32 protein-coding genes are annotated in these 26,665 nt (G+C 68.0%); 13 read left to right on the top strand and 19 right to left on the bottom strand.

The features are described 5' to 3' along the window. The 5 genes from bphC to ACJH6H_RS11650 all read left to right on the top strand — a co-directional run bounded on the left by bphC (nt 1) and on the right by ACJH6H_RS11650 (nt 5,213). Entirely contained in the window at nt 1-909 is a 909-nt protein-coding gene (bphC, locus tag ACJH6H_RS11670; RefSeq protein ID WP_406774898.1) for a biphenyl-2,3-diol 1,2-dioxygenase, read from the top strand. Next, nucleotides 906-2,369 (top strand): FAD-dependent oxidoreductase, encoded by a 1,464-nt coding sequence (locus ACJH6H_RS11665; protein ID WP_406774897.1) that lies wholly within the window; start codon nt 906-908, stop codon nt 2,367-2,369. Before bphC ends, ACJH6H_RS11665 begins: the two co-directional genes overlap by 4 nt. A gap of 250 nt (nt 2,370-2,619) precedes the next feature. Beyond that, nucleotides 2,620-3,420, top strand: a complete 801-nt coding sequence (locus ACJH6H_RS11660; RefSeq protein WP_212811874.1) for an IclR family transcriptional regulator — start codon at nt 2,620-2,622, stop codon at nt 3,418-3,420. Further along, nucleotides 3,417-4,325: an alpha/beta hydrolase gene (locus ACJH6H_RS11655; RefSeq protein WP_406774896.1), complete on the top strand. Its 909-nt coding sequence runs from the start codon at nt 3,417-3,419 to the stop codon at nt 4,323-4,325. The genes ACJH6H_RS11660 and ACJH6H_RS11655 overlap by 4 nt, the downstream gene beginning before the upstream one ends. Nucleotides 4,326-4,358: 33 nt before the next feature. Further along, nucleotides 4,359-5,213: an SDR family oxidoreductase gene (locus tag ACJH6H_RS11650; protein ID WP_406774962.1), complete on the top strand. Its 855-nt coding sequence runs from the start codon at nt 4,359-4,361 to the stop codon at nt 5,211-5,213. A 12-nt stretch (nt 5,214-5,225) separates the two neighbouring features. On the opposite strand, the gene ACJH6H_RS11645 is transcribed toward ACJH6H_RS11650, so the two are convergent. Further along, nucleotides 5,226-6,098, bottom strand: a complete 873-nt coding sequence (locus ACJH6H_RS11645; protein ID WP_406774961.1) for a cupin domain-containing protein — start codon at nt 6,096-6,098, stop codon at nt 5,226-5,228. A gap of 3 nt (nt 6,099-6,101) precedes the next feature. On the opposite strand from ACJH6H_RS11645, the gene ACJH6H_RS11640 reads away from it, so the two are divergent. Next, nucleotides 6,102-6,614 carry a DUF1772 domain-containing protein gene (locus ACJH6H_RS11640; protein ID WP_406774895.1) on the top strand — a complete coding sequence of 171 codons (513 nt, stop codon included), beginning with the start codon at nt 6,102-6,104 and terminating at the stop codon, nt 6,612-6,614. Nucleotides 6,615-6,683: 69 nt separating this feature from the next. Beyond that, nucleotides 6,684-8,117: an amino acid permease gene (locus tag ACJH6H_RS11635; protein WP_406774960.1), complete on the top strand. Its 1,434-nt coding sequence runs from the start codon at nt 6,684-6,686 to the stop codon at nt 8,115-8,117. Nucleotides 8,118-8,123: 6 nt separating this feature from the next. Here the strand turns inward: ACJH6H_RS11635 and ACJH6H_RS11630 are convergent, their stop codons facing one another. Continuing rightward, the gene (locus ACJH6H_RS11630) at nt 8,124-8,708 is read right to left on the bottom strand and encodes a TetR/AcrR family transcriptional regulator (RefSeq protein ID WP_406774894.1); all 585 of its coding nucleotides are present in this window, start codon (nt 8,706-8,708) and stop codon (nt 8,124-8,126) included. Nucleotides 8,709-8,774: 66 nt separating this feature from the next. Between ACJH6H_RS11630 and ACJH6H_RS11625 the strand changes: the two genes are divergently transcribed. Further along, nucleotides 8,775-9,719, top strand: a complete 945-nt coding sequence (locus ACJH6H_RS11625) for a hypothetical protein (RefSeq protein WP_346415768.1) — start codon at nt 8,775-8,777, stop codon at nt 9,717-9,719. 84 nt (nt 9,720-9,803) lie between these two features. Then, nucleotides 9,804-10,586, top strand: coding sequence for an SDR family NAD(P)-dependent oxidoreductase (locus tag ACJH6H_RS11620; RefSeq protein ID WP_212811879.1), 783 nt, complete (start codon nt 9,804-9,806; stop codon nt 10,584-10,586). 24 nt (nt 10,587-10,610) lie between these two features. On the opposite strand, the gene ACJH6H_RS11615 is transcribed toward ACJH6H_RS11620, so the two are convergent. Genes ACJH6H_RS11615 through ACJH6H_RS11605 form a run of 3 tightly spaced genes read right to left on the bottom strand, consistent with a single transcriptional unit; the run spans nt 10,611 to nt 12,827 of the window. Next, nucleotides 10,611-11,411: an SDR family NAD(P)-dependent oxidoreductase gene (locus tag ACJH6H_RS11615; protein WP_318985989.1), complete on the bottom strand. Its 801-nt coding sequence runs from the start codon at nt 11,409-11,411 to the stop codon at nt 10,611-10,613. Nucleotides 11,412-11,415: 4 nt separating this feature from the next. Further along, nucleotides 11,416-11,694, bottom strand: coding sequence for a ferredoxin (locus ACJH6H_RS11610; protein WP_212811881.1), 279 nt, complete (start codon nt 11,692-11,694; stop codon nt 11,416-11,418). Next, on the bottom strand, nt 11,694-12,827 hold the full coding sequence (locus ACJH6H_RS11605) for a Rieske 2Fe-2S domain-containing protein (protein ID WP_212811882.1): 1,134 nt from the start codon (nt 12,825-12,827) through the stop codon (nt 11,694-11,696). The genes ACJH6H_RS11610 and ACJH6H_RS11605 overlap by 1 nt, the downstream gene beginning before the upstream one ends. Before the next feature lie 143 nt (nt 12,828-12,970). Between ACJH6H_RS11605 and ACJH6H_RS11600 the strand changes: the two genes are divergently transcribed. After that, a complete protein-coding gene (locus tag ACJH6H_RS11600; protein WP_406774893.1) occupies nt 12,971-14,677 on the top strand; it encodes a 3-ketosteroid-delta-1-dehydrogenase in 1,707 nt (568 codons plus the stop codon). A gap of 3 nt (nt 14,678-14,680) precedes the next feature. Here ACJH6H_RS11600 and ACJH6H_RS11595 read toward each other — a convergent pair whose 3' ends face one another. Together ACJH6H_RS11595 and ACJH6H_RS11590 are read right to left on the bottom strand one after the other, a co-directional pair. Then, nucleotides 14,681-15,067 carry a DUF2237 family protein gene (locus ACJH6H_RS11595; protein ID WP_029118411.1) on the bottom strand — a complete coding sequence of 129 codons (387 nt, stop codon included), beginning with the start codon at nt 15,065-15,067 and terminating at the stop codon, nt 14,681-14,683. A 3-nt stretch (nt 15,068-15,070) separates the two neighbouring features. Further along, on the bottom strand, nt 15,071-15,553 hold the full coding sequence (locus tag ACJH6H_RS11590; RefSeq protein ID WP_406774892.1) for a PTS glucose transporter subunit IIA: 483 nt from the start codon (nt 15,551-15,553) through the stop codon (nt 15,071-15,073). 137 nt (nt 15,554-15,690) lie between these two features. Between ACJH6H_RS11590 and ACJH6H_RS11585 the strand changes: the two genes are divergently transcribed. Continuing rightward, nucleotides 15,691-17,202, top strand: coding sequence for a PTS transporter subunit EIIC (locus tag ACJH6H_RS11585; RefSeq protein ID WP_212811885.1), 1,512 nt, complete (start codon nt 15,691-15,693; stop codon nt 17,200-17,202). On the opposite strand, the gene ACJH6H_RS11580 is transcribed toward ACJH6H_RS11585, so the two are convergent. Both ACJH6H_RS11580 and ACJH6H_RS11575 read right to left on the bottom strand, forming a co-directional pair. After that, the gene (locus ACJH6H_RS11580) at nt 17,199-17,867 is read right to left on the bottom strand and encodes a PadR family transcriptional regulator (RefSeq protein WP_020103763.1); all 669 of its coding nucleotides are present in this window, start codon (nt 17,865-17,867) and stop codon (nt 17,199-17,201) included. The two genes, ACJH6H_RS11585 and ACJH6H_RS11580, sit on opposite strands and share 4 nt — an antisense overlap. Nucleotides 17,868-17,927: 60 nt before the next feature. Then, nucleotides 17,928-18,461 (bottom strand): TetR/AcrR family transcriptional regulator, encoded by a 534-nt coding sequence (locus tag ACJH6H_RS11575; RefSeq protein WP_212811886.1) that lies wholly within the window; start codon nt 18,459-18,461, stop codon nt 17,928-17,930. A 142-nt stretch (nt 18,462-18,603) separates the two neighbouring features. On the opposite strand from ACJH6H_RS11575, the gene ACJH6H_RS11570 reads away from it, so the two are divergent. Further along, nucleotides 18,604-19,818 (top strand): cytochrome P450, encoded by a 1,215-nt coding sequence (locus ACJH6H_RS11570; RefSeq protein WP_212811887.1) that lies wholly within the window; start codon nt 18,604-18,606, stop codon nt 19,816-19,818. Here ACJH6H_RS11570 and ACJH6H_RS11565 read toward each other — a convergent pair. The 5 genes from ACJH6H_RS11565 to rplS form a co-directional block, all read right to left on the bottom strand. Next, nucleotides 19,809-20,528 (bottom strand): trimeric intracellular cation channel family protein, encoded by a 720-nt coding sequence (locus tag ACJH6H_RS11565; protein ID WP_244872588.1) that lies wholly within the window; start codon nt 20,526-20,528, stop codon nt 19,809-19,811. The two genes, ACJH6H_RS11570 and ACJH6H_RS11565, sit on opposite strands and share 10 nt — an antisense overlap. A gap of 3 nt (nt 20,529-20,531) precedes the next feature. Beyond that, nucleotides 20,532-20,837, bottom strand: coding sequence for a DUF2469 domain-containing protein (locus ACJH6H_RS11560; protein ID WP_003893809.1), 306 nt, complete (start codon nt 20,835-20,837; stop codon nt 20,532-20,534). A 92-nt stretch (nt 20,838-20,929) separates the two neighbouring features. Next, on the bottom strand, nt 20,930-21,613 hold the full coding sequence (locus tag ACJH6H_RS11555) for a ribonuclease HII (protein WP_212811888.1): 684 nt from the start codon (nt 21,611-21,613) through the stop codon (nt 20,930-20,932). A 9-nt stretch (nt 21,614-21,622) separates the two neighbouring features. After that, nucleotides 21,623-22,489 (bottom strand): signal peptidase I, encoded by an 867-nt coding sequence (gene lepB, locus ACJH6H_RS11550; RefSeq protein ID WP_212811889.1) that lies wholly within the window; start codon nt 22,487-22,489, stop codon nt 21,623-21,625. Between the two features lie 43 nt (nt 22,490-22,532). Continuing rightward, a complete protein-coding gene (gene rplS, locus ACJH6H_RS11545) occupies nt 22,533-22,874 on the bottom strand; it encodes a 50S ribosomal protein L19 (RefSeq protein ID WP_020103768.1) in 342 nt (113 codons plus the stop codon). Between the two features lie 315 nt (nt 22,875-23,189). On the opposite strand from rplS, the gene ACJH6H_RS11540 reads away from it, so the two are divergent. Further along, nucleotides 23,190-24,110, top strand: a complete 921-nt coding sequence (locus ACJH6H_RS11540) for a serine hydrolase (protein WP_212811890.1) — start codon at nt 23,190-23,192, stop codon at nt 24,108-24,110. 5 nt (nt 24,111-24,115) lie between these two features. Here ACJH6H_RS11540 and trmD read toward each other — a convergent pair whose 3' ends face one another. The 5 genes from trmD to ACJH6H_RS11515 form a co-directional block, all read right to left on the bottom strand. Further along, the gene (gene trmD / locus ACJH6H_RS11535) at nt 24,116-24,805 is read right to left on the bottom strand and encodes a tRNA (guanosine(37)-N1)-methyltransferase TrmD (RefSeq protein WP_212811891.1); all 690 of its coding nucleotides are present in this window, start codon (nt 24,803-24,805) and stop codon (nt 24,116-24,118) included. Nucleotides 24,806-24,810: 5 nt separating this feature from the next. After that, the gene (gene rimM / locus ACJH6H_RS11530; protein WP_212811892.1) at nt 24,811-25,341 is read right to left on the bottom strand and encodes a ribosome maturation factor RimM; all 531 of its coding nucleotides are present in this window, start codon (nt 25,339-25,341) and stop codon (nt 24,811-24,813) included. A gap of 2 nt (nt 25,342-25,343) precedes the next feature. Next, a complete protein-coding gene (locus ACJH6H_RS11525) occupies nt 25,344-25,586 on the bottom strand; it encodes an RNA-binding protein (protein ID WP_003881089.1) in 243 nt (80 codons plus the stop codon). Further along, nucleotides 25,583-26,053, bottom strand: coding sequence for a 30S ribosomal protein S16 (gene rpsP / locus ACJH6H_RS11520; protein WP_029105754.1), 471 nt, complete (start codon nt 26,051-26,053; stop codon nt 25,583-25,585). The genes ACJH6H_RS11525 and rpsP overlap by 4 nt, the downstream gene beginning before the upstream one ends. A gap of 176 nt (nt 26,054-26,229) precedes the next feature. Then, entirely contained in the window at nt 26,230-26,661 is a 432-nt protein-coding gene (locus ACJH6H_RS11515; protein ID WP_064979066.1) for a nuclear transport factor 2 family protein, read from the bottom strand. Nucleotides 26,662-26,665 lie beyond the last annotated feature (4 nt).

Genomic DNA, 26,665 nt, shown 5'->3' with positions numbered 1-26,665 from the left:
GTGAGTGACCTGAAGAGCCTGGGCTATGTGAAGGTCCAGACCGTCGACATCGAACGCTGGCGCCAATTCGCCTTCGACGTACTGGGTTTCGCGAAAGGCAGCGGTCCCGATCCCGACGCGCTGTACCTGCGGATGGACGAGCGCACCGCGCGCATCATCGTGGTGCCGGGCGATGCCGACCGCATCGTCACCGTGGGCTGGGAGGTCCGCGACGGCGCCGCTCTGCGCCGGGTGCAGGCGACCCTCGACGGCGCCGGTGTGCCGTGGAAGCAGCTGTCGCTGGACGAGGCCGACGCCCGTCGCGTCGACGAGGTAATCGCCTTCGTCGACCCGGCCGGCAACGATGTCGAGGTGTTCCACGGCGCGGTGCTGGACCACAGCCCCGTCGTCACGCCGTTCGGCGCCCGCTTCGTCACCGAGGGTCTGGGCCTCGGCCACGTGGTGCTGCCGGCGCAGGACGCCAAGGGCCTGTTCACGTTCTACACCGAGGTGCTGGGCTTCCTGCCCCGCGGCGCCTTCCGGGTGCCCGCTCCCCCGGAGTTCGGCCCCCTGCGCGTGCAGTTCCTGGGCATCAACGAGCGGCACCACAGCCTCGCGATCTGCCCGGCCGCGACGCTGCGTGACCCGAAGCTGATTCACCTCATGGTCGAGGTCGACACGCTCGACGCCGTCGGGCAGGCGCTCGACCGCGTGAACCGCGACGGCTTCCAGCTGTCCTCCACGCTGGGCCGGCACACCAACGACAAGATGGTGTCGTTCTACGTGCGTTCACCCGGAGACTGGGACATCGAGTTCGGCACCGAGGGCATGAAGGTCGACGAACGGTATTACACGGCAGAGGAAATCACCGCCGACAGCTACTGGGGCCATGAGTGGATGGGCGTGCCGCCTCGGGCGATGCTGCCATGAGCGCCGATCTCAAACCGGTTCCGGCATCGTCGATCACCGCGTGGGATGACGAGGCCGACGTCGTGGTCGTCGGCTACGGCATCGCCGGCGCGGCCGCGGCCGTGGCGGCCTCGGCGGCGGGCGCCGACGTTCTTGTCGTCGAACGCACTGGCGGCTGGGGCGGCGCCGCCGCCATGGCCGGTGGATTCATCTACCTCGGCGGTGGCACCGATCTCCAAAAAGCCTGCGGTTTCGATGATTCCGTGGAGAACATGGCCGCCTTCCTGAAGGTGGCAATGGGTCCCGGCGCGGACACCGAACGGATCGACGACTACTGCGCGGGCAGTGTCGCCCACTACGACTGGCTCGTGAGCTGCGGCGTGCCGTTCAAGCCGGTGTTCTGGGGTGAGCCGGGCTGGGAGCCACCGAACGACGAGGGCCTGATGTTCACGGGCGGCGAAAACGCCTTCCCGTACAACACCATTGCCTCCCCCGCGCCGCGCGGTCACGTGCCGCAGATGACCGACAAGGTCGCCGGTGAGCGCAGTGGCGGCTACATGTTGATGAAGCCGCTCGTGGAAACGGCCACCGCGCAGGGCGTCCGGTCGGTGTACGACACCGAGGTGCAGTCATTGATCACCGAGGCCGACGGCCGGGTGGTCGGCATCGTCGCGCGCCGGTACAGCGACACCGTGGCGATCAAGGCGCGCCGCGGCGTGGTGCTGGCCTCGGGCAGCTTCGCCTACAGCGACGCGATGGTCGCCCAGTACGCACCCCGCATCGCGGGCCGTCCGGCGGCGAGCATCGAGCAGCACGACGGCCGGGCGATCCGGATGGCACAGGCGCTCGGCGCCGACCTCGCGCACATGGATGCCACCGAGGTGGCGTTCTTCTGCGACCCTCAGCAGTTGGTCCGCGGCGTGCTCGTCAACGGCCTGGGCCAGCGCTACATCGCCGAGGACACCTACGCGGGACGCATCGGCCAGCAGACGCTGTACTACCAGGACAACACGGCCTACCTCATCATCGACGGTGACGCGATGGACGAGGCCATGGCCGCCACCTCGGCGACACCGTTCCTGCGCCGCCCGGCAACGTGGGTGTGCGAGACCGTCGCCGAGCTCGAAGCCGAGATCGGCCTGCCCGCCGGCGTCCTGCAGCACACCGTGGCCTACTACAACGAGCACGCCGCGAACGGTGCGGACCCACTGCTGCACAAGAAGCCGCAGTGGCTGCGCCCGATCGGGTCCCCGGTCGGTGTGATCGACCTGCGTAACAGCACCGGCGGGTTCACCCTCGGCGGCCTGCTGACCACGTTGGACGGCCGCGTACTGCACGTCGGCGGTGAGCCGATTCCGGGGCTGTTCGCGGCCGGCCGGTGCTCAGCGGGCCTGTCTGCCTGGGGTTATGCGAGCGGCGTGTCCCTGGGCGACGGCAGCTTCTACGGGCGCCGCGCCGGGAGGTCCGCGGCGCAGAACTGAGCCCGCCCGGCGTGTCGCCACCCCGCGTGTCGCCGCCGGAATGACCACGAGCTCGTGTCCCAAATCTGGGCCATGAGCTGCAAAATTGGCACACGAGGCGTCCCTTGCCAACCCGGCTCGGGGCGCCTCGTCGTGCATATATTCTGCCGCGCTCCGAGGAAATGTGTGACAAGCCCCACCGCCGTGTGATACAAACAGGCATATTCCTAATAGGAATATCGACACGGAGCAACGGAGCTTGGAGGCCGACATGACAGCAACAGTCGAATCCACCACCCCCAGCGCGGTCATCGACCGGGTATCGCTGGTCCTCGACGCGTTCGACGGCCCCGGCCGCCTGACCCTGGCGCAGATCGTGCGCCGCACGGGCCTGCCCCGTTCCTCCGCGCACCGGATGCTGGAGCGTCTGGTGCAGCTGCGCTGGCTGCGCCGCAACGGCCGGGACTACGAACTCGGGATGCGTCTGGTCGAGCTCGGCTCGCTGGCCGTGCATCAGGACCGCATGCACCGCGCCGCCGGCCCGCTGTTGCACGAGCTGCACCGCGCCACCGGCCTCGTCGTGCACCTCGCGGTGCTCGACGGCGGTGACGTCGTCTACCTGGAGAAGGTCGGCAACGGCATGATGACGGTGCTGCCGTCGCGGGTGGGCGGCCGCCAGCCGGCGCACTGTACCGCCGTCGGCAAGGCGATCCTGGCCTACAACCAGGACGCCGAGGTCGACCTCATGAGCCGCAAGACCAAGTACTCGATCGCCAACCGTGCCCAGCTCGCCACCGAACTGGCCAAGGTCCGCGCCCACGGCGTCGCCTTCGAGCGCGAGGAGTCGGTGCCCGGATTCGGTTGTGTCGCAGCGCCGATCGGCCGCCAGGGTGAGGCCGTCGCCGCCGTCTCGGTGTGTGGTCCAATGAACCGCATGGCCTTCGAACAGCTGACCGCGCCGGTGCGCATGACCGCCATGGGCATCTGGCGCAACGCCGAGGATTCCCGGGTCGCGCCGACGCTGCAGCCGATGCGGCCGCTGCGCATGGGCCCGGCGTTGCAGTACGCATGAGCCTGGACCCCCAGATCGCCGGCCTCCTCGAGGCACTCAACAGCGGCTTCCCCGACCTGCCGAACATGACCGGGGCGCAGGCGCGCGCCGCTATTCGCGCGCGATTCGTCGCACCCGCCGAACCCGAGGCGGTCGCCTCCGTCACCAACACGGAGGTCGACGGCATCGGGGTCCGGGTCTACCGCCCCGCGGCTGACGGCCCGCTTCCGATCTTCGTCTTCGCACACGGCGGCGGCTTCGTCTTCTGCGATCTGGATTCGCACGACGGCCTCTGCCGCAGCTTCGCGAATTCGATTCCCGCCGTGGTCGTTTCGGTCGACTACCGGCTGGCGCCGGAACATCGGTGGCCGGCCGCCGCCGAAGACGTCTACACCGTGACCCAGTGGGCCGCCGCCCATGCCGCCGAACTCGGCGGCGACCCGGCGAAGCTCGTCGTCGGCGGCGACAGCGCCGGCGGCAACCTCGCCGCCGTCACCGCGCTCATGACCCGCGACCGCGGCGGTGCACCGCTGGCCGCGCAGGTACTGCTGTACCCGGTGCTGACCGCCGATTTCACCTACGGCTCGTACCACGAGTTCCGCACCGGCTACTACAACACCACGGCCGCCATGCAGTGGTATTGGGACCAGTACGTGCCCAACACGACCGACCGCGAAAACCCTTATGCGGCACCGCTGTCCGCATCCGTCGAGGACGTCGCCCCGGCCGTGCTCGTCGTCACGGGCTACGACCCGATGCGGGATGAGGCCCTCGCCTACGCCGAAGCGCTGCGCGAGGCCGAGGTACCGGTGACCGAGCTGTACTACGGCGCCATCCACGGTTTCCTGACCATGCCGGTGCTCGACATCGCGCACCGTGCCCGTCGTGACGTGGCCGACGCAGTGACCAAGTTGCTCGCCGACTAGACGGCGCTTCCCCAACCAATCGAGGAGTTCATCATCGGCACCTACGCTGTGACCGGTTCGGCATCCGGCATGGGATACCAGGCGGCGAAGCAGTTGCGCGATCAGGGCCATACGGTGATCGGCGTCGACCTCAAGGACGCCGATGTCATCGCGGACCTGTCGACCGCCGACGGCCGGCGTACCGCCGCCACGCGGGTGCTCGAACTGTCCGAGGGCACGCTCGACGGTGCCGTGCTGGCCGCCGGGATCGGACCCGGTGCCGGCGCTGACCGCGCGCGCCTGATCGCCCAGATCAACTACCTCGGCACCGTCGACCTGCTGACGGCGTGGCGGCCCGCACTGGCGGCCGCCGGTAACGCGAAAGTCGTTGCGCTGGGCAGCAACTCCAGCACGACGGTGCCCGCGGTCCCCCGCCGCGCCATCCGCGCACTGCTGGCCGGCGACGCCGACCGCGCAGCCCGCGCCGTGCGGTTCTTCGGCGGCGGCGCCTCCGCGCTCATGTACGCCGCGTCCAAGATCGCCGTGGCCCGCTGGGTCCGGCAGACCGCGGTGACGGCTGACTGGGCCGGCCGCGGCATCCGGCTGAATGTACTGGCGCCCGGGGCCATCATGACGCCGCTGCTGCAGGCGCAGCTCGATTCGCCGCGCGAGGGCAAGGCCGTGCGCGCCTTCCCGATCCCGACCGGCAACTTCGGCGATCCCGTGCACCTCGCCAACTGGATCGTCTTCATGCTGTCGGACTCCGCCGACTTCCTGTGCGGCAGTGTCATTTTCGTCGACGGCGGCACCGATGCCTACTTCCGGCCCGACGGCTGGCCCAAAGGTGTCCCCCTGCGCGGCATTCCGCGGTATGTGTGGCGGCATCGCCGCTTCGCCAAGACCCGCTGACCGCCCACCGGCCTACCCCTGGGCGCGGATTGCCTTGGGGCTCATGCCGTAACGGCGCTTGATCGCGGTGCTCAGCGCGAAGGCGGTGCCGTAGCCCACGCGGCCGGCGACGGCTTCGATGGTGGCATCGGAACCGCGCAGCAGGTCGACGGCCAGCGCCAGGCGAATCTCGGTGAGGAGCGCCATCGGCGGCTCGCCGACGAGTTGGGTGAACCGCCGCGCCAGGGCCGCCCGGGACAGCCCGACCTCGGCGGCCAGCGACCCCACGGTCCAGGGATGCGCCGGATTGTTCTCGATGAGCCGAAGCGCCGTGCCCACCTGAGGATCTCGATACGCGCGATACCAGGTCGGTGCCTCGGCACGGGAGAACCAGCTGCGCAGAGCGGCGATCGTCAGCAGATCGAGCATCCGGTCCAGCACCGCGCCCTGGGCCGGCTCATCGCGCGCCATCTCGTCGAGCAGCAGATCGACCAGCATGGTGTTGACCTCGCCCTGCCGCACCACCACCAGCGGTGGCAGCGCGGTCAGCAGCCTGCGGCAGACCGCACCCACTTCTTCGTAGGCGCCGGTGATCAACAGGGTCTGCGCGTCAGGTCGGGTGCCCCAGCTCCGGATCCCCAGACTCAGTGCCTCACACAGTGGTTCACCATCGATGGTCGTGGTGACCTGCCCCGGGTGCACGACGACTTCGGGCGCGGTCGCCGCGTCATCGGCGACGGTGTAGCAGTCGGGCCCGCGGCAGATCGCGATGTCGCCCGCTTCGAGTCGCCGGCCGACGGCACCATCCGGGATGACGGTCGCCGACCCGCGGGCGACCACCACGATGGTGAGCGGCGCGCGGTCCTGCACGCGCAGCGACCACGGCGGGTCGAGCAATACCGTCAGCTCATGACATTCACCAAGCTCCCCCAGCCCCTCGGCACGACGGCGCTCATCGTCGCGCTGTTGTCCTCCGGGCTGCTCGCGGGCCTCTACTACGCATACGCGGTGTCGGTGCTGCCCGCACTCGGCGCGTTCGACGACCGGACCTTCATCGACGTCATGAACAAGATCAACGTCGTCATCGTCAATCCGCCGTTCCTGCTGACCTTCCTCGGGTCGGTCGGCTTCACCGCCCTGGCCGGGGCGTTCTACGTCAAGCCCGGCGCCCGCCCGGTGCTGATCTGGATCGGCATCGGCCTGGCCCTCAACCTCGCCAGTCTCGCCGTCACATCAGTGGTCAACGTGCCACTCAACGACAAGCTCGCCACCGCGGCCGGCTCGACCAGTGCCGCCGATCTCGCGTCACTGCGCCAGCAGTTCGAGTCGTCGTGGGTGCGCTGGAACATTATCCGCGCAGTGGCCAACACCGCCGCCACCGCCGTCCTGGGTTGGGCGCTCGCCGTGCCGGTCCGCGGTTGACGCGGGATTAACGCACGGTGACCACAACCATGGGCCGGCGCACCGAACTGCGGCATCGTCGCGTCAGTGGTGAGTTCAGAGATCAAGGCCAGTGATGCGCAGCTGGCGAAAGGCCTGCGGCGCAGGCATTTGAACCTGATCGCCCTCGGCGGAGTGATCGGCGCGGGGCTCTTCGTCGGCGGCGTCGTGATCGGCAGCGCCGGGCCCGCGGCCATCGTGTCGTTCCTGATCGCCGGCATCATCACCCTGCTGATCATGCGGATGCTCGCCGAGATGGCGGTGGCGCAACCGGTGGTCGGCTCGTTCTACGTCTACGCCAGGCAGGCGCTCGGGCGCCGTGGCGGTTTCGTCACCGGCTGGATGTACTGGTACTTCTTCGTCATCGTGGTCGCGGTCGAAGCCGTTGCGGGCGGCCGCATCCTGCATCTCTGGCTGCCCGCGGTGCCGTTGTGGGTGCTCAGCCTCGGTCTGATGCTGGCCCTCACCGCAAGCAACCTGGTCTCGGCGCGCTCGTTCGGCGAGTTCGAGTACTGGTTCTCGTCGGTGAAAGTCATTGCCATCGTGGTGTTCCTGGGCATGGGCGCGCTGTGGATCACCGGACTGTGGCCGCACTCCACACCCGGCCTGGCCAACCTGATCGACCACGGCGGCTTCGCGCCGCTGGGCTGGGGCGCGGTCCTGGCGGCCGTCGTACCGTGCGTCGCGTTCTACACGGGCGCCGAGATCGTCACCATCGCCGCCGCCGAATCCGACGAACCCGAGCGGGCGGTGACGCGGGCGATGAAGTCGATCGTCTTCCGCATCATCGGGTTCTACGTCGGCTCGATCCTCGTGGTAGTGGCCATCCAGCCCTGGAACACCAAGAGCGTCAGCATCAGTCCCTACGCCTCGGTGCTCACCGTTCTGGGCATCCCGGGCGTCGCGACGATCATGAACTTCATCGTGCTCACGGCGGTGTTGTCCTGCCTCAACTCCGCGCTGTACACGACGTCGCGAATGCTGTTCGCGCTCACCACCTCTGGTGACGCGCCCCGGTTCTTCACCAAGCTGTCCCCGAGCGGCGTCCCGCGCCGTGCGATCCTGCTGGGCACCGCCGTCGGCTACGCATCGGTCGCCGCGACCTACGTGTGGGGCGACGTGGTGTTCAACTTCCTGATCAACTCCTACGGCGCCGTCGCCCTGTTCGTCTACCTGATCATCGCGATATCGCAGGTCGTCCTGCGCCGCCGCATCGAGCGGACGCGGCCCGGCACGTTGAAGCTGACGATGTGGCTGTTCCCGTGGCTGAGCTACGCCACCATCGCGCTCATGGCGACCGTCATCCTGGCGATGGCGTTCCTCCCCGACACCCGCTCGCAGTTCCTGATGAGCGGTGTCACCCTGGCCGTCATCCTCGTTTCGTTCGAGGTGGTCCGACGGCGCAACACCCCTGACGCCGAGCCCGCGACCCCGGCGCCGACGAGCGTCGACAGTCGTGTTCCCGCCGACGCGATCGAGAACTGAACCGGATCACTGCCCTGCCGACAGGATGCTGATCGCGATGTCGGTGGCCGGGCCGATGACGGTCTCGATGTCCAGATCGTCTTCGGCGGTCTGCGCGGCAAGCTCGCGCACGCCGGCCAGCAGCATCACGGCCTTGGGCCCGGTGATGGGCGGCAGCCCGGCCCGCTGAAATCCCGGGTTGGCGGCGAGTTCGCCGAGCAGAGCGGCGAGTTCGGCGAAGTTTCGCCGCTGAATCGGACGGGCGGCCGCGCCCAACGCGGGCAGGTCGCGTATCCAGCTCAGCGAAATCGCCGGGCGCGCCGTGAGATGCGCGATGTAGGCCGTGAACATCTGCCGAATCTGATTGTGCCAGTGCGCATCTGAATCGACGGCCGCCCGGATGTCGGCGACCAGATCATCGGTCACCGAGGCCAGCAGCGCCAGGTAGCACTCCTGCTTGTTCGCGAAGTGCAGGTAGAAGGTGGTCTTGGAGGCCTGCGCCTTGCGCACGATGTCGACGACGGACGTCGCGGCGTAGCCGCGTTCGCCAATCAATGCCGCGAGCGCGTCGACGAATCGCTGACGGGCGTCGTCGTCCTCGGTGTTGCGCATCCCAGTACGTTATCGTACTGCGCCCTGACGTGCGAGTACGACCTCGTACTCACAGACGGGGAAACCATGATTCGTGCGATCCGAAGCCGCAGACGCGGCACCGCCGCCCGGTTGGCATCGGCCGCGGCGCTGGCGCTGCTGGCCGTCGTCGGCGCACCGCCGGCACCGGCGTCCGCCGTGGCGATCACCCGGTGCCCGTGGCGCGCCACCACCGTCGCAAGTGGGTTGGGCTCCCTGGAAAACCTCGCGTTCGACGGCGCGGGCACCATGCTCGTCTCACGCACCGTCGGCAGTTCCGGGCAGCTGTACCGCCTCACCCCCGACGGCAAGGGCAGCACCTTCGTACCGAATGTTGCTGCGCCGGGAAGCATCACCGTCGCCGACGGGGCGGCATACTTCACCACCGGCAACAGCTTTCTCTCCGGAGTCTTCGGCGCGAAGGACGGCGGCATCGCCCGCGTGGATCTCGGCAGCGGCGTGCTGACGACGGTCGCGACCAAACTCACCATGCCCAACGGCATGGTCCGATTGCCCGACGGTTCGTTCGTCGTCTCCCGCAACATCGGCTGGACCACCGGGCTGACCAGGATCAGTGCCGACGGCACCCGCGAAAGCCGCCTCGCACCCTCGGTGACCATGGCCAATGGCCTGACATACGACACCGCGCACCACACCGTCATCGCCTCGATGGACCTGCAACCCGTCAGCACCCTGGCCATCGTGGACGTCACCGACCCCAGCCACATCCGAACCGTCAACCTGGGCCTGTTCGGGCTGTTCGGATTCCCCGATGACCTCACGGTCGGTCCGGACGGCCTCATCTACCTGGCGATGGACGGCGGCGACATCGTCCGCATCGATCCCGAACGCCACGCCGCGTGCATCCTGGCCTCTGGCATGTTCGGCAGTACCTCGGTGCGCTTCGGCGCGGGCCCGGGCTGGGACCCGCAGGCGCTGTACAGCACCGACCTCTTCGGCACCGTCCGCAAGCTGACGCCGACCGCGGGCTGAGAAGACATCCCGGTGACCGGACCACAGCCGTCCAGCCGGACACCGGTGCCGCAAGAATCCTTCGGCAACGAAAGGACTTGCAGCATGGATAGATTCAGCGACCGCCGGGTCATCGTGACCGGCGCCGGGTCCGGCATCGGACAGGCCACCGTGGCCCGTCTGCTCGACGAGGGCGGCACCATCGTCGCGTGCGACATCTCCGCCGAAGGCCTGGCCCGTACCAAGGAAGCCGCCGAAAAGGCCGGCACCGCAGCGCGTCTCACCACCACGGTGCTCGACATCTCGTCCGAAGCGGACGTCATCAAGGGCGTCGACGCCGCCATCGCCGACATGGGCGGCCTGGACGTGCTGGTCAACGTCGCCGCGATCGAGACGTGCTCACACACCCACGAGATCACGCTGGCGGACTGGAACCGCATCATCGCGGTCAACCTCACCGGCACCTTCCTCATGACCCGCCAGGCACTGCCCGCGCTGCTGGCATCGGGGCGCGGGGTGGTCATCAACTTCACCTCGACCTCGGCGAGCTATGCCCACCCCTATATGGCGGCCTACTCCGCCAGCAAGGGCGGCATCCTGAGCTTCACCCACTCACTGGCGCTCGAATACGCCAAGCAGGGACTGCGCGCGGTGAACATCCAGCCCGGCGGTGTCTCCACCCCGCTGGCGAACGGCACGTTCGCCAAGATGCCGGAAGGCACCGACTACGGGCTGTGGACCAAGCAGGTCCCGATGCTCAACACCGGCAACGACGCGAACCTGGGTGATCCCAGCGCGGTCGCCGCGGTGGTCGCCATGGCGGCTTCCGATGACGGCGCGTTCCTCACCGGCACCGAGATCCGGATCGACGGCGGCGCGCACTGCTGACGCGCCACGAACTTCCGCGGGTGCTCAGCGGACGACCACGTCGCTGGGCACCCGCGGATCACCAAGCATCGCCCGGTGCGACGGCGGCGTGCGCCCGTCGACGTCGGTGATGCCGTAGCGCTGGGCTTCTTCCGCGGCGATCACGGTCTGCCCGCTGATGCCGTCCAGGTCCGGGTCCTGATACAGCGCGTTGATCACATGCCCGATGAACTCCGGCGTCTCGAAATTACCGGCGGCCTTGGCCAGCGTCTCGGCGTCGAACGCCTGCTTGAACTTGTCGGTGAGCAGGATGCCCATCCAGATCGACAACGTCGACACCCCCGTGCCGTGGAAGTCGACGGCCATGTCGGCGGCCATCTTGTCCACGCCGGCCTTCTGCGCGCCGTAGGCCGGGCCGTGCATGTAACACACCCCGCCCGGCGACGACGTGAACGCGATCAGGCCACGGCCCCGTGCCACCAGCAGCGGGGCGGCGTGCCACGACGCCACATACGCCGACCGCAGACCGACGTCGAGCACGTCACCGAGGCCGATCGGCTTCTCCCAGAACGGCTTCGGGTCGACGAGGTTGTCGTGCACCACGGCGGCGTTGTTGACCAGCAGATCGAGCTGTCCGGCCTCGTCGGCCACCCGCGCGAACAACGCGGCCACGGCGTCGTCGTCGCGGTGATCCACCGGCACGGCGATACCGCCGTCGCCGGGATCGGTGACGGTACGGCCCGTCAGGTACACCGTCCACCCGTCGGCCACCAACGCCGCGGCAATACCCTTGCCGGCGCCCCGGCTGGCACCGGTGACGACCGCGACCCGCTTGTCTGAGCTCATGCGGCTATGGTGCCACGCCCAGTTCGTCCTCAACGACGTGCACGACACCGGCCGCCACCGCATCCGCGATGGACTCCTTCAACTGGCCGCACGCCAGGAAGATCCGGCCCGGCAGACACTCGGCCCGCCGGCGCTCCTCGCACCGCGCAGCCGACTCGCGCGTCCACTGCACGCTGGTCTGCTGCCAGCTGCCCTTGCGCGCCAACACCTCTGCGCCACAGGCACGGCAGGCCACCGGCACCATCGGCATATCGGCCAGCCGGATGTCGGGCCGCGCGGTCATCAGACCGACTCCGCGGCCCGTGCTGCTGCGATGTTGGCTTCCATCTCCTTGGTCCACGCCTCACGCGGGACGGTGGTGTCCAGTTCGTATTCGAAACGGTCGGTCATCTCCGGCACCACATCCGCGACGTCGACGTAGAACTGCTCGTACCACCGGCGCAGCTGGTAGACCGGGCCGTCCTCCTCGACCAGGAGCGGATTGTCGATGCGCGCCTTGTTCTTCCAGATCTGCACGTCCTGCTCGAAGCCCTGCTTCACCCAGTCACCGAGCGCGTGCGCCGTCGCCACGGCCGCCTCCTCGGGCAGGCCCGCCATCTTCTTCACGATGATTCCGTACTGCAGCACAAAGGAATTCGAGTCGATCGGGTAATGACAGTTGATCAGGATGGTCTTGTGGTCGGCGTCCGGGTAGTGGTACGTCAGGTCATCGATCATGAAAGACGGCCCGTAGTACGACGCCACCGACGTCGAGCCGAGCATCTTCGCACCTTCGGTGCCCTGCATGTCCTCGCGACCACCGCCGTTCATGTACTGCGTCGCGACCTGGCCCTCGAAGATGTTCTTGAAGTGCGACGGCACCGCGCCGTGGATGTAGAAGAAGTGCGCCATGTCGACGACGTTGTCGATGATCTCGCGGCAGTTGACGTTGACAACCGTTGTGTACCAATGCCAATCGGTCCACTCATCGCTGCCCGCCTGCTCGATGCGCGGGATGTAGTTCTCCGCCGGCGGCGCGCTGCCCTCGGGGTCGTTCCAGATGAACAGCATCCCGTCCTGCTCGAGGGTCTCCCACTTCGCGGTACGTGCCAGCCGCGGGGTGCGCTTGGCATACGGCACCAACTTGCATTTACCGTCGCCGCCCCAGCGCCAGTCGTGGAACGGGCAGGCGATCTCATTGCCCTTCACAGTGCCCTGGCTCAGGTCACCACCCATGTGGCGGCAGTAGCTGTCCAGCACGTTGAGCCGGCCGTCCGCGCCGCGGAACACGACGAGCTTCTGCCCGAAGGCCTTGATCGAGTGCGGTTTGCCGTCACCGAGGTCCTTGGTCAGGCCAAGGCAGTGCCAGCCACGGGCGAACCGGGTCGGCGCTTCACCGGCTTCGATCTGGCGAACATCGACATCCTCCACCGACATCTGATGACCATCCTCACATTGAAAACTGGGCTGCAGTTTGATGTTTCAGGTCTAACAGCAACGGGGTGCGCAATGCACGCGTTCTCCCGCTGGCAGGGACGCCCGAGGCCGGAAATCGGTCTGTCGCAATACGCTTGGCGGCCGTGACGACATCTGCCGCGGCCACGATTCCGGCCGGCCTCGACATCACCGACACCACCGTCGATCTGCTGGTGATCGGTTCCGGTACCGGCCTGGCCGCCGCGCTGAGCGGTCATGAATCGGGGCTGAACGTCCTGGTTGTCGAGAAGGCCTCCGACATCGGCGGGTCCACCGCCCGCTCGGGTGGCGCCCTGTGGCTGCCGACGACTCCCCTGCTGACCGACAAGGGCACCGCCGACACCGCCGACCGCGCCGCGACGTACCTCGACGCCGTCGTCGACGGCACCGCACCGGCGGCCCGCTCGGCGGGCTTCCTGCAGCACGTCAACGCGACCGTCGACATGCTGGGCCGCACCACCCCGATGCGGCTGTTCTGGGCCCGCGAGTACTCCGACTACCACCCCGAGCGACCGGGCGGCCGCGCCACCGGGCGCACCTGCGAATGCCGCCCGCTCGACGCCGGCGTGCTGGGCGCCTACCGGGACCGGCTGCGCGGCGGTGTCATGGAGGTCAAGGTCCCGATGCCGACGACCGGCGCGGACTACAAATGGATGAACCTGATGGCGCGGGTGCCGCGAAAAGGCTTGCCGCTCATCGCCAAACGGCTCGCGCAGGGCGTCGGCGGCAAGCTGCTGGGACGCGAGTACATCGCCGGTGGCCAGGCGCTGGCGGCCGGGCTGTTCGCCGGTGTGTTGCGCGCCGGCATCCCCATCTGGACCGACACATCGCTGGTCCGGCTGACCGGCGACGGTCAGCGCGTCACCGGCGCGGTGCTGTCGCACGGCGGCGGTGAGGTCACCGTCACCGCGACGCGCGGTGTGGTGCTGGCGGCCGGTGGCTTCGATCACGACATGGCGATGCGCCACAAGTACCAGTCCGATTCGCTCGGCGACCACGAGAGCCTCGGCGCCGATTCCAACACCGGTGAGGCCATCCGCGCGGCCACCGACCTCGGTGCCGCCACGGCGTTGATGGACCAGGCCTGGTGGTTCCCGGCCGTCGCGTCCGCGAACGGCCGCCCGCCCGCCGTGCTGCTGGCCGAGCGCTCGCTGCCCGGCTCACTCATCGTCGATCAGGACGGCAAGCGCTTCGCCAACGAGTCGACCGACTACATGTCGTTCGGCCAGCGCGTGCTCGAACTCGAGCGGGCCGGCACGCCCGTCGAGTCGATGTGGATCGTGTTCGACCAGAAGTACCGCAACAGCTACGTCTTCGCCGCCGGCTCGTTCCCGCGGATGCCGCTGCCCAAGTCCTGGTACCGGGCCGGTATCGCCGCCAAGGCCACCAACTTCGCCGATCTGGCAGCCCAGATGGGAGTCCCGGCCGCCGATTTCGAGCGGACCATGACGCGATTCAACGAGAGCGCGGCCGCCGGCATCGATCCCGATTTCGAACGTGGTCTGAGCGCCTACGACCGCTACTACGGCGATCCGACGGTGACGCCCAACCCGAACCTGCGCCCGCTGGTCAAGGGCCCGTTCTACGCGGTGAAGATGACGCTGAGCGACCTCGGCACCTGCGGTGGCGTGGTGGCCGACGAGCGCGGCCGGGTCCGCCGGGAGGACGGCGGCGTCATCGAAGGCCTGTACGCGCTGGGGAACACCGCGGCCAACGCCTTCGGCGCCGTCTACCCGGGCGCGGGCGCGACCATCGCGCAGGGCCTGGTGTACGGCTACATCGCCGGACGGGATGCCGCCGGGAAGTTGTAGAGCTCAGAGCCCGCCGAGGTCGTCGGGTACGTCGACGGCGTACGCCTGGAGCACCTCGAGCGGCACGACCTCGAGCGTCCGCTCGTGTGTGGAGGCGAGCACCACCGGTGCCGCGTATCCGTCGTTGTGCGCCCGCAGCCAGTTCACCGCGGTCACGCACCAGCGGTCGCCGGGCGACAGGCCCGGGAAGCGGTACTCCGGCATCGGCGTGGACAGGTCGTTGCCTATCGAACGCTGGTGCGCCAGGAACTCCCCGGTCACGACGGCGCAGATGGTGTGCCGGCCGGCGTCCTCGGGCCCGGTCGAGCAGCAGCCGTCACGGTAGAAGCCCGTCAGCGGTTCGGTGCCACACGGTTCCAGCGGAGCACCGAGCACATTGCGATCTGCCACCGGTCAATCCTTCCTTACCTTGCTCGCGGTGAAAAGGCTTGCCCCGCACTCGATGTCCGCACCGGAGGTGACCGCGGCCGACAAGGTCACGTTCTCCGGCACCCGTTCGTCCATCACCACCACCGCGACAATGGGATTGAGCCCCCTGGCCTCGACCGCGGGCACGTCGTAGCCGATGACGACCTGCCCCGCGGTGACGTCGTCACCCTGACTGACATGAGCCGTGAAACCGTCACCGTTGAGCGTGACGGTGTCCAGGCCGAGGTGCACGAGAACGCCCACGTTGTCCGCGGTCAGGACGACGTAGGCGTGCGGCATGAGTTTCAGGAGTCTGCCGGTGACCGGGGCGACGGCCTCGATCACCCCGCGCGGCGGGTCGATCGCGGCGCCGTAGCCGACCATGCCCGCCGAGAACACGGGGTCCGGGACGTCCTCGAGCCGAACCGCGCGCCCCGCGACCGGGGCGAGAACTGACGTCTGACTCACTGGCGCATCTCCTCTGTTCGTGCGCTCCCACAATACGAGCGCCGCCGAACGAGCTCTCACGGACGCAGGTTCTCGTCTAAGCTGCCGCAAAGCTCTCGCGCCGAGTGGCGTTTCTGCGGCAGAGAAGGGTCTCGCACATGAACGGCACAGCGAAAATCTCAGGTGCACAGGAAAAGTCGGACCTGCGCATCCCCGGCTTCGCTCAGCTGCAACGGCTCGGCAAGAGCCTCATGCTGCCGATCGCCGTGCTGCCCGCGGCGGGAATCCTCCTCCGGCTGGGCCAGGACGACCTGCTGGGCAAGATCAAGGCCCCCGTCATCGGGCCGTTCGTCCACGCGATGAGCGCTGCCGGCGACGCACTGTTCACCAACCTCCCGCTGCTGTTCGCCGTCGGCGTGGCCATCGGGTTCGCCAGGAAGGCCGACGGCTCGACAGCGCTGGCCGCCGTCGTCGGCTACCTCGTGGTGCAGTCGGTGTTCAAGACCATGTCGCCCGTCGTGCTGGCCGGCGAGGTCGACAAGGCAGGCGCCCAGGCCCAGATCAACTACAGCGTGTTCGCGGGAATCGTGGTCGGCCTGCTCACCGCGTGGCTCTTCGACCGCTACCACACCATCCAATTACCCGCGTACCTCGGGTTTTTCGGGGGCAGGCGGTTCGTCCCCATCGTGGTGTCGATCGCCTGCCTGTTCCTCGCGTTCGCGATGAGCTACTGCTATCCGCTGTTCGACGCGGGCCTGACCGGCCTGGGCAGGTTCATCGGCGGTTCTGGGGCCTTCGGCGCCTTCGTCTACGGATTCGCCAACCGCATGCTGATCCCCCTGGGCCTGCACCACATCCCGAATTCCTACGTGTGGTTCCTCTACGGTGACTACCAGACTCCCGACGGCCACGTCGTCACGGGTGAACTCACACGCTTCGCCTCGGGCGACCCGACCGCGGGCATCCTCACATCGGGGTTCTACCCGGTGCTCATGTTCGGATTGCCGGCCGCCGCCCTGGCGATGATCCACGTTGCCGACAAGAAACAGCGGAAGGTCGCCGTCGGCATCCTGTCGGCCGCGGCGCTGACGGCGCTGCTGACCGGGGTCACCGAGCCGCTCGAATTCTCGTTCATGTTCGTGGCGTTCCCGCTGTACGTCATCCACGCCGTGCTGACCGGGCTGTCGTTGGCGATCGCGTACCTACTCGACATCCACCTCGGCTTCTCCTTCTCCGCGGGACTGGCCGACCTCCTCCTCTACGGCACCGCCCCGGCCGCGAAGAACATCCCGCTGCTCATCGGCATGGGTGTCGTCTTCTTCGTCGTCTACTACGTGCTGTTCCGGTTCGCCATCACGAAGTGGAATCTGCGGACCCCGGGCCGGGAGCCGGATACCGAATTCGAAGCCGAGGAGCAGGCGAATCTCGGCGAAGGCGCGGACTCGAGGCCGGAGCAGGTGATCGCGGCCTTCGGTGGGCGGGGCAACCTCGTCGCCGTCGACGCGTGCATCACGCGGCTGCGCATCGAGGTCGCCGACACGAGCAAGGTCGATCAGGACCGGCTGAAGAGTCTCGGCGCCGCGGGCGTCATCGAGGTCGGCAACAGTGTCCAAGCGGTTTTCGGCACCGACTCCGAAGCCCTCAAGAACGACATCGCCGCGATCCTCTAGACGTCGTGGCGGCCCTGAACCTCGCGCTCGACCTCACGCCACAGGCCCGGCATCGAACGCGGCATGCCCGCAACGCCTTTCGCCGCGGTCTGTAGCACCGCGTCGGCGTCGTCGATGTCCTTCATCAGTTCGAGCGCCAGTTCCCGCTCGGCGGCGTAGTACTTGGCCGCCCAGCGCAGCGCGATCACCGAATACGCCCACACCGGCTGGGCCTTGGCGCCGTCGGAGTCCTCGGCGGCCTGCCGCTCCATGGCCTCGCAGTAGGCGACGTGCTGCTCGAGCAGCTCCCGCAGCCGGGTCGGGTTGCTCAGGTGGCCGAACGTAACCCGCAGCAGCACACTGTGTTTGAGCACCGGCGGGTCGACGGGAGCGTTGTTGGTCCAGTCGGTCACGGCAGCCATGCCGGACTCGGTGATCTTGTACAGACGGCGCGTGCGCAGGCCTTCGTCCTGCTCGACGCGGGACTCGAGATAGCCAAGTCCCTCAAGCTTTTTCAGCTCGGTGTAGATCTGGCTGTACGACGGGCTCCAGTAGTAGAAACCGACGCTCCAGTCGATCCACTTCTTGATGTCGTAGCCGCTGAGTTCCTCTTCGTACGACAACATGCCCAGCAGCGTCCAACTCGTCGCCGCCAGCGACGGTTTGCTCTGCGGCTTGCTTGCCATCTGTTTAGCCTAACAATCTATTGCCGCAAAGGCCCCAGTCATGACCGCCTGTCGGGACAGTCATTTACCACCCGCCGGCGGGGCTACGGCGGCCACATACCGGCGTACCACCAGCTCTTCGGCCTTTTCGTCGGCCAATGGCCAGCACAGCAACGACAGCACGACCCGCACGATCCAGTCCGCGAGCAGCGGATCCGTGATGCCCGTCAGCTCGGCCGCCGCCTGTGAGAGCCGGGGCGAGTCGAAGTCGACGAGGGCTCCGGCACGCACCACACCCGAGGCCAGCGGGTCCGCCCGGACCACCCGCAGGGACGTCAGCACGGCCGCCGCGATCCGCTCGGGCCCGGTCTGCCCGGCCACCGCCTGTGCGATCTCCTGCCCGACCCGCATGACCGCACGCGCCAGCACCCCGTCGCGCAGCGCCTGTTTGCCGCCGACGTGCCGGTACACCGTGGCGCGCGAACAGCCCACGCTGGCGGCGACCTCGTCGATGTTCAACCGGTCCAGGCCTCGGGCCGCGGCGCTCGCGGCCGCGGCGGCATAGATGCGTTCGATGCCCGCGTCGCGGCGGTCGGCGCCGATCAGCCAATCCATCCGCCTGATACTAATCTATTGATTTGTCTCATAGCGAGACGAAATTTCTCAATCCGTCTGCATCACCGCAGCTCGCAGACCGTGCGTGAGACAGCCGAATTCCGGCCTTGACATGCCGTTACGCGAGCCCAAAACTCAAGGCGTGCAACTAGTTTCAGATCTGCTCAGCCCGTCCACGCTGGACGATCCGTATGACTGTTATGCGCAGCTCCGCCTGGCCGGTCCGGTACACCGCGTGCCCGGCACCGACTTCTATCTGGCCACCAACTGGGATGCCGTACAGGAAGCCGTCGGCCGCCCGGAGGACTTCTCCTCCAACCTGACCGCCACCCTGGTGAATGCCGGAGCGCAGACCGGGACGGTTCGGCCCGGAACCTTCGACATGGGAGCCGTCGACACCGCCGGACATGTCCTCGCCACCGGTGACGACCCGCGTCATGCGCACGAACGCAAACTGGTGCTACCGGCGTTGGTGGCCAAGAGGATTCGGGCCCTCGAGCCGGCGATCGCCGACATCGCCCGGCAGCTGTGGCACGACGCGGCGGCGGACGGCCGCATCGAGTGGATGTCCGCCATCGGCGACCGCCTGCCGATGACGTTGGTCGCCAGGCTCATCGGCCTGCCCGACGGCGATGTGCCGCAGCTGGTGCAGTGGGGCTACGGCAGCACCGAACTGCTCAGCGGCGTCTTCGACCTCGAGCACATCGGCACCGCGGTCGAGACATCGGCACAACTCGCCGGCTACCTGTACGCCAAATTCGCTGAAGCACAGGAGAATCCGGGCGACAACCTGCTGGGTGACCTCACCCGTGCGGTGGCCCAGAACACCGTCACGGCCGAGGTGGCGGTGCTGATGCTGCTGCAATTGGTCGGCGCCGGCGGCGAGTCCACCGCCGGGCTGATGGGCAACGCCGCGCGGCTCCTCGCCACCCACCCCGACGTCCAGGAACAGGTGCGCCGTGACCCGCAACTGGTCCCCGCGCTCCTGGAGGAGACGCTGCGACTGGAGTCGCCGTTTCGCAACCATCACCGGCACATCCGGCGGGACACCACGCTGGCGGGTGTTCCGCTGCCCAAAGACGGTCACCTGCTCCTGCTCTGGGGGTCGGCAAACCGCGACCCGGCGGCCTTCGACGACCCCGACCGGCTGCAACTGGGCCGGCCGAACCTGCGCAATCACCTGGCGTTCGGGAAGGGCCTGCATTTCTGCGTCGGCGCGGCGCTGGCCCGCACCGAGGCGCGCATCGGGATCACCACGCTGCTCGAGGCCACCAACTGGTTCGAACTCGCCGGCGCCGAATGGGTGCCGAGCCTCATGGTCCGCCGGCACCTACGACTGGAGCTGCGCTACCGCTGACCGTCGCCGGTGGCGCCGCCGGCGTCGTCCCGCACCATCCGCACCGACACATGCGGCAGCCGCTGCCCCGGCTTGCGGCTGAAGCTGTACTCCCACGACAGTCCACCCCACAGCTGCCAGCCACGGCGACGCGAGATCAGGCACAGTCCGGCCCCGACCGCGGTGCCCACCAGGACGCCGGTCTGCGCCAGCCCGAGGTTCCAGAACGCGGCCACCACCGCGCTGGCCGCGAGCGCGCTCGTCGCGTACAGCGTGTTGCCACCGAAAATCTGCGGTACCCGGTGCGTCGTGAGATCCCGCAATGCGCCGCCGCCGACCGCCGTGATGGTGCCCAGCAGCAGGGCCGGCACCCAGCCGAGCCCCAGCGCCAACGTCTTCTGCGCACCGGCGGTCGCCCAACAACCGAGGGCCAGCGCGTCCACGTAGGGAAACACCGCCTGCCAGCCGCGACCGCCGATCGGCATCAGGAACGCGATCGCCGCGCCGATCACCGCGCACAGCGCGTAGCGAAAGTCCGTGAGCGCCACCGGCGGTCCGTGCTGCAGCAGGGTGTCGCGGATGATGCCGCCGCCCAGCCCGGACAGCAGTGCCAGCGTCAGGAAACCGATCGGATCCATGCGCTCGTCGCGGGCGACGATGCCGCCCAGGATCGCGTTGGTCAGGACACCGGCCAGGTCGATGACGGCGAACAGCTCGCCGAGGGTCGGCACGGGCTATTCGGGCAGGCGCAGCTCGGGCTTCTCGACCTCTTCGATGTTGACATCTTTGAAGGTGATGACCCGGACCTGCTTGACGAACCGCGCCGGCCGGTACATGTCCCAGACCCAGGCGTCGGCCAGACGCAGCTCGAAGTAGACCTCTCCGTCGGCGTTGCGCGGGATCAGCTCGACGCTGTTGGCCAGATAGAACCGCCGCTCCGTCTCGACGACGTAACTGAACTGCCCGACGATGTCCTTGTACTCGCGGTACAGCGAGAGCTCCATCTCGGTTTCATACTTCTCGAGATCCTCGGCACTCATCGGCACAGACTCATCAGTTCAGCGGTCCTTCGGTTTACTCGGTGTTGCAGGGCCATGTCTTGTTCGGATCGGCGGCCGGTTCCCATTTTCCCCTACCCGGATCGGCAGCGCTGCCCTATCGCCGGGTTGGCAGCGAGCTTGCGCACATTGGCGAACGAGAATCTGTGTTCGGGGCAGGGTCCCAGTTCGGCCAGCGCCGCGGTGTGGGCAGCGGTGCTGTACCCCTTGTGTACCGCAAACCCGTAGCCCGGGTGCACGGTGTCCATCTCGACCATCAGGCGGTCGCGGCTCACCTTGGCCAGCACGCTGGCGGCGGCGATACAGGCCGCCGCGGCGTCCCCGCTGACCACCGGCAGCGACGGCACCGACAGGCCCGGCACCCGGAACCCGTCGGAGAGCACGTAGCCCGGCCGCACGGACAGGCCCGCGACCGCGCGGCGCATGCCCTCGATGTTGGCGATGTGCACCCCGCGCCGGTCGACCTCGACCGACGGGATGAACACCACGTGGTACGCGAGCGCGTAACGCCGGATCAACGGGAACAGCCGTTCCCGTTCGGCTTCGTTCAGCTTCTTCGAATCATCAAGGGCGGCCAGGCTTTCCAGCCGATTCGGGCCCAGCACACAGGCCGCCACGACGAGCGGGCCGGCGCAGGCCCCACGGCCGACCTCGTCGACCCCGGCCACCGGGCCGAGGCCACCGCGGTACAGCGCCGACTCCAGCGTGCGCAGGCCCGCGGACTTGCGGATCACCGTGCGAGGCGGCCAAACGGACACCGAAGAACCTTATTGACCGGTCTGCGGATTGACCGTGACGACACCACCCCAGCGCGACGGCGGCCACGCGATGAACCGGGCCTTGCCGATCACGTTGGCGACGGGCACGGTACCCGCGGTCGGGTCACCGGTGCACATCAGCGCGTTGATGGCGTCCGCCGGTGTGTTCGTGCAGTGCGCGCGCGAGTCCGCCGAGTGGGTGCGGTTGTCGCCCATCACCCAGAGCCGACCGTCCGGCACCTTCACCGGGCCGAACTCGTTGCCCAGGCACGGATCTGTCGCCGGGTCGACCATCATGGTCGCCGGGTCCAGGTACGGCTCCTTGAGCTTCTTGCCGTCGACCGTCAGTCCCGTCGAGTTGCGGCACTGCACGGTCTGACCACCCACGGCGATGACGCGCTTCACCAGATCGTTCTCATCGGGCGGCACGAAGCCGACGACCGAGAGCGCATTCTGAATCCAGCGCATCGTCGGATTGTCCGAACGGATCGACTTGTAGCTGATGTTCCAGTTCGGCGGGCCCTTGAAGACCACCACGTCGCCCGGCTCCGGCGAGCTGAACCGGTAGGTCAGCTTGTCCACCATGATGCGGTCGCCGACGCAGCCGCTGCAGCCGTGCAGCGTGGGCTCCATGGATTCCGACGGAATCAGGTACGGCCGCGCGACGAACGTCAGCACGAGGTAATACAGCAGCACCGCAGTGACGACGAGGACGACGCCCTCACGCAGCGCGGCCAGCTTCGACTTCGGCTTCTCGTCGGCATCTTCGGCCTTGCGGGCCTCGTCTGCCTTGACCGAGTCGGCGGTCGCTGTCGTGTCGGCGTCGTCCGTCGCCGGACTGTCCGGAGTGGTGCTGTCTTCGCTTGGGCCGGTCACGGCACCAGGCTAATCAGCTCGGCGGAAGAGTCGCCGAACAAGCTCAGCGCTTTTCCTTGATCTTGGCCTTCTTGCCACGGAGCTCGCGCAGGTAGTACAGCTTGGCGCGACGGACGTCACCGCGGGTGACGACGTCGATGTGGTCGATGTTCGGCGAGTGCACCGGGAAGGTCCGCTCGACGCCGACGCCGTAGCTCTCCTTGCGGACGGTGAAGGTCTCACCGATGCCGCCACCCTGACGACGGATCACGACGCCCTTGAACACCTGGATGCGGTGCTTGTTGCCCTCGATGACCTTGACGTGCACATTGAGGGTGTCGCCGGGGTTGAAGGCCGGGATGTCGTCGCGCAGCGACGCCTGGTCGACGAAGTCCAGCGTTTTCATCGGTGACACTTCCTTGCTAACTCGCGGGCTACAGCCGCCGGACACCATGCGGCGCGACGGAAAAGCCATTCTCTTTACGGACGTTGGTCGGATGCCGTAGCGGGCGGGGACACATCCGAAACAGACGCCGACCCCGCGCCCAGCGCAGACAACTGCTCAATTGTGCCAGACAGCCGCCGGGTGACGAAATCGTGACCCCCGCCAGGCCGGTGCAGCCGACATCACACGCGGCACCGTCACAGTCGTCACACCCAACACACGTTTACCGGTTACGCTGATCAATCAGATTTTATCCACCGTGATCTGAGGAGACCCATGCGCCCGCAGCACGTGAAGCTGCTGACCATCACCGCTGCCGCGGCAACGGTGATGCTCACAGCTGGTTGCGAGGCCAAGGTCTACGGGGCGCCGCCGCCGAACCGGATCGCGCTGACCGTCGTACCGGTCGTCACCGCCCTGGAGATGCCGGAGGCCCCGGCCACCGAGCCCGCCGCTGCCCTGGCGGGCCTCGATGCCCGCGAACGGACCGCCACCAGTGATGCGGCGGCGGCCGGCGCGTCGATGAGCGCCGCGGTTCTCGATCGCAACACCGGCCAGCTGATCGCCGCCGGCAACAAGTCCGCCATGCCCATCGCGTCGGTGGCCAAGTTGTTCATCGCCGACGATCTGCTGCTGCAGGAGGCGAAGGGCCAGATCGAGCTCACCGCGGCCGACCGTCAGTCGCTGGACACCATGCTGCGCTCGTCGGACGACTCCGCGGCGGAGGTGTTCTGGAATCGCAGCGGCGGCAACAGCGTCGTCAGCCGCGTCGCGGCCCGCTACGGGCTGACCGGGACCTCGGTGCCCTACGACGGCAAGTGGTGGAACACCATGAGCACCACCACCGACCTGGTGCACTACTACGACCAGTTGCTGAACGGCTCCGGCGGGCTCCCGCCCGAGCGGGCCAGCATCATCCTGGCCAACCTGGCCGCGTCCACGCCCACCGGCGCCGACGGCTACCCGCAGCGCTTCGGCATCCCGGACGGTCTGTACGGCGAACCGGTCGCGGTGAAGCAGGGCTGGATGCCGGATTGGGGCGGCAACAACTGGATGCACATGTCCACCGGCGTGATCGGCGCCGACCGGCGCTACGTCATGGCGATCGGCTCACTGCAGCCCACCGATGACGCCACGGCACGCGCGACCATCACCAACGCCGTGAAGACGATGTTCCCGGGCGGGCGGATCAACTAGCCGGGCTAGTCGGGCAACAGGTCCGGCCGGCGCTCGCGCGTCCGCTGCAGACCCTGTTCGCGGCGCCAGGCGGCGACCTTGGCGTGGTCGCCCGACAACAGCACCGGGGGCACCTCGAGGTCACGCCAGACCGGCGGCCGCGTGTAACTCGGCCCCTCCAGCACTCCCCCGACGTGCGCCGAATGCGAATCATCCTGGTGTGACGCCGGATTGCCCAGGACGTCGGGCAGCAACCGCACCACGGCCTCGATCATGACCAGCGCCGCGGACTCACCGCCGGGCAGCACGTAGTCACCGATCGAAACCTCTTCGACCCGCATGCGCCGGGCGGCGTCGTCGGCGACCCGCTGGTCGATGCCCTCGTAGCGGCCGCACGCGAACACCAGGTGCTTCTCGCCGGTCCAGCGGTGCGCGTGTTCCTGTGTGAACAGCCGGCCCGCCGGCGTCGGGACCACCAAAACCGTTTCCGGCGTGCAGATTTCGTCGAGGGCGGCACCCCAGACCGGCGCCTTCATCACCATGCCGGGCCCGCCGCCGTACGGCGAATCGTCGACCGACTTGTGGACGTCATGCGTCCAGTTCCGCAGGTCGTGCACACCGAGTTGGACGGTGCCGTTGGCGATCGCCTTGCCCGGCAGGGACTGCTGCAGCGCGTCGAGATACGCCGGGAAGATGGTGACGACGTCGATCCGCATGGGTATCAATCCAACTCGAGCAGGCCGTCGGGCGGATCGATCTCCACCAGACCGTCGGCCAGCGACACCGTCGGCACCATCGCGGTGACGAACGGCACCAGCACCTCGGCACCGGATTCCGTTCGGATGGACAGCAATTCGCCGCCCGGGGTGTGCAGCACCTCGGTCACCACACCCACGTCGACACCGTCGACGGTGCGGACCTTGAGGCCCTCGAGCTGGTGATCGTAGAACTCGTCGGGCTCGTCGATGGGCGGCAGGCTGGCGGAGTCCACCAGGAACAGCGTGCCGCGCAACGCATCTGCCGCATTGCGATCGTTCACACCGGCCAGCCTCACCAGCAGCCGCCCGCCGTGCTCACGAACGGCGTCGATCACATAGGTACGTTCGGCGCGCTCGATGCTACGCGCACCGGGCTTGCCACGCAGCGATGATCCCGGCGAGAAACGCTCGCCGGGATCATCGGTACGTACTTCGACGACAACCTCGCCGCTGATGCCGTGCGCCTTGACGACGCGGCCGACCACGAGGTCCATATTTACTGGTCGGTGTCCACCACGTCGACGCGGATGCCCCGGCCGCCGATGCCGGCGACCAGTGTCCGCAGCGCGGTGGCCGTGCGGCCGCCGCGCCCGATGACCTTGCCCAGGTCATCGGGGTGCACGTGCACCTCGACGGTACGACCGCGGCGGCTGGTCACCATGTCGACCCGGACATCGTCGGGGTTGTCGACGATCCCGCGGACCAGGTGCTCTACGGCGTCGACGACGACGCTGCTCATTCGGCGGGCGCTTCGGCCTCGGCCTCAGTGGCCTCGGCAGCCTCGGTCTCGGCGGCAGCCTCAGCCGCTTCTTCCTTCTTGTCCTTGCGCTTCTTCAGCGTGACGGCCTCGCCACCGGGGGCGGCGTCGGCGTTCGCCAGCGCGGCGTTGAACAGGTCCAGCTTGGACGGCTTGGGCTCCTTGACCTTCAGGGTGCCCTCGGCGCCCGGCAGGCCCTTGAACTTCTGCCAGTCACCGGTGATCTTCAGCAGGGCGGCGACCGGCTCGGTCGGCTGTGCGCCGACGCCCAGCCAGTACTGCGCGCGCTCCGAATCGATCTCGATCAGGCTCGGCTCTTCCTTCGGGTGGTACCGGCCGATGACCTCGATGGCGCGGCCGTCGCGGCGGGTGCGCGCGTCGGCGACGATGATGCGGTACTGGGGGTTGCGGATCTTGCCAAGCCGGGTGAGCTTGATCTTGACAGCCATGTTCTGCACTTCTCCTGATGATTGCCACGCTGCAATTCAGCGACTCGGGCGGATTGCCCGGTCCGGTCTTGCCTCACGTGTGTGACCGCCGCGCGGCGCATTGAACGGGTCGCGGACAGACAGCCGACCATTCTGCCAGAGCAGCCGCGACCGGCCCAAATCCCGTGAACGGCGACTCAGACCACCCGGTCGAAACACTTAGTCTCGACGCGGCGGGTCATACGCCAGCCCTCGGCGGTGCGGACGAACTCGTCCTCGTACCAGAGGCCGCAGAACAGCACCTGGGGCTGTGCGTCGGCGTCCGCCGCGGGCAGCACCATCGGGTTGAAACAGATGGTGCGTGACTTCGCGGTGTCGCCGGTGATGGTGACGTCGAAGTTGCCGAGCATGTGCGCATAGGCCGGGAAATTCGGCAGCACCTGCGCCAGCCATTCCTTGACCTCGGGGAAATGCCCGTCGATGCCGCCCATCGCGCGGTAGTCGATGTAGGCATCCGGCGTGAAAACCTTTGCCAGATCATCGAATTGGCGGGTATCGATGGCCGTCGAGTACGCGATCAACAGCTGTTGGATTTCCAGACGGTCCGAGATCTCTTCCAGACTCAGCATGAAC

Origin of the sequence: Mycobacterium sp. SMC-21, assembly GCF_045310825.1 — a bacterium.
In the GTDB taxonomy this organism is placed as follows: Bacteria; Actinomycetota; Actinomycetes; order Mycobacteriales; family Mycobacteriaceae; genus Mycobacterium.
Note: the sequence above shows the minus strand (reverse complement) of the source record. Positions and strands in the feature narration are given on the sequence as shown.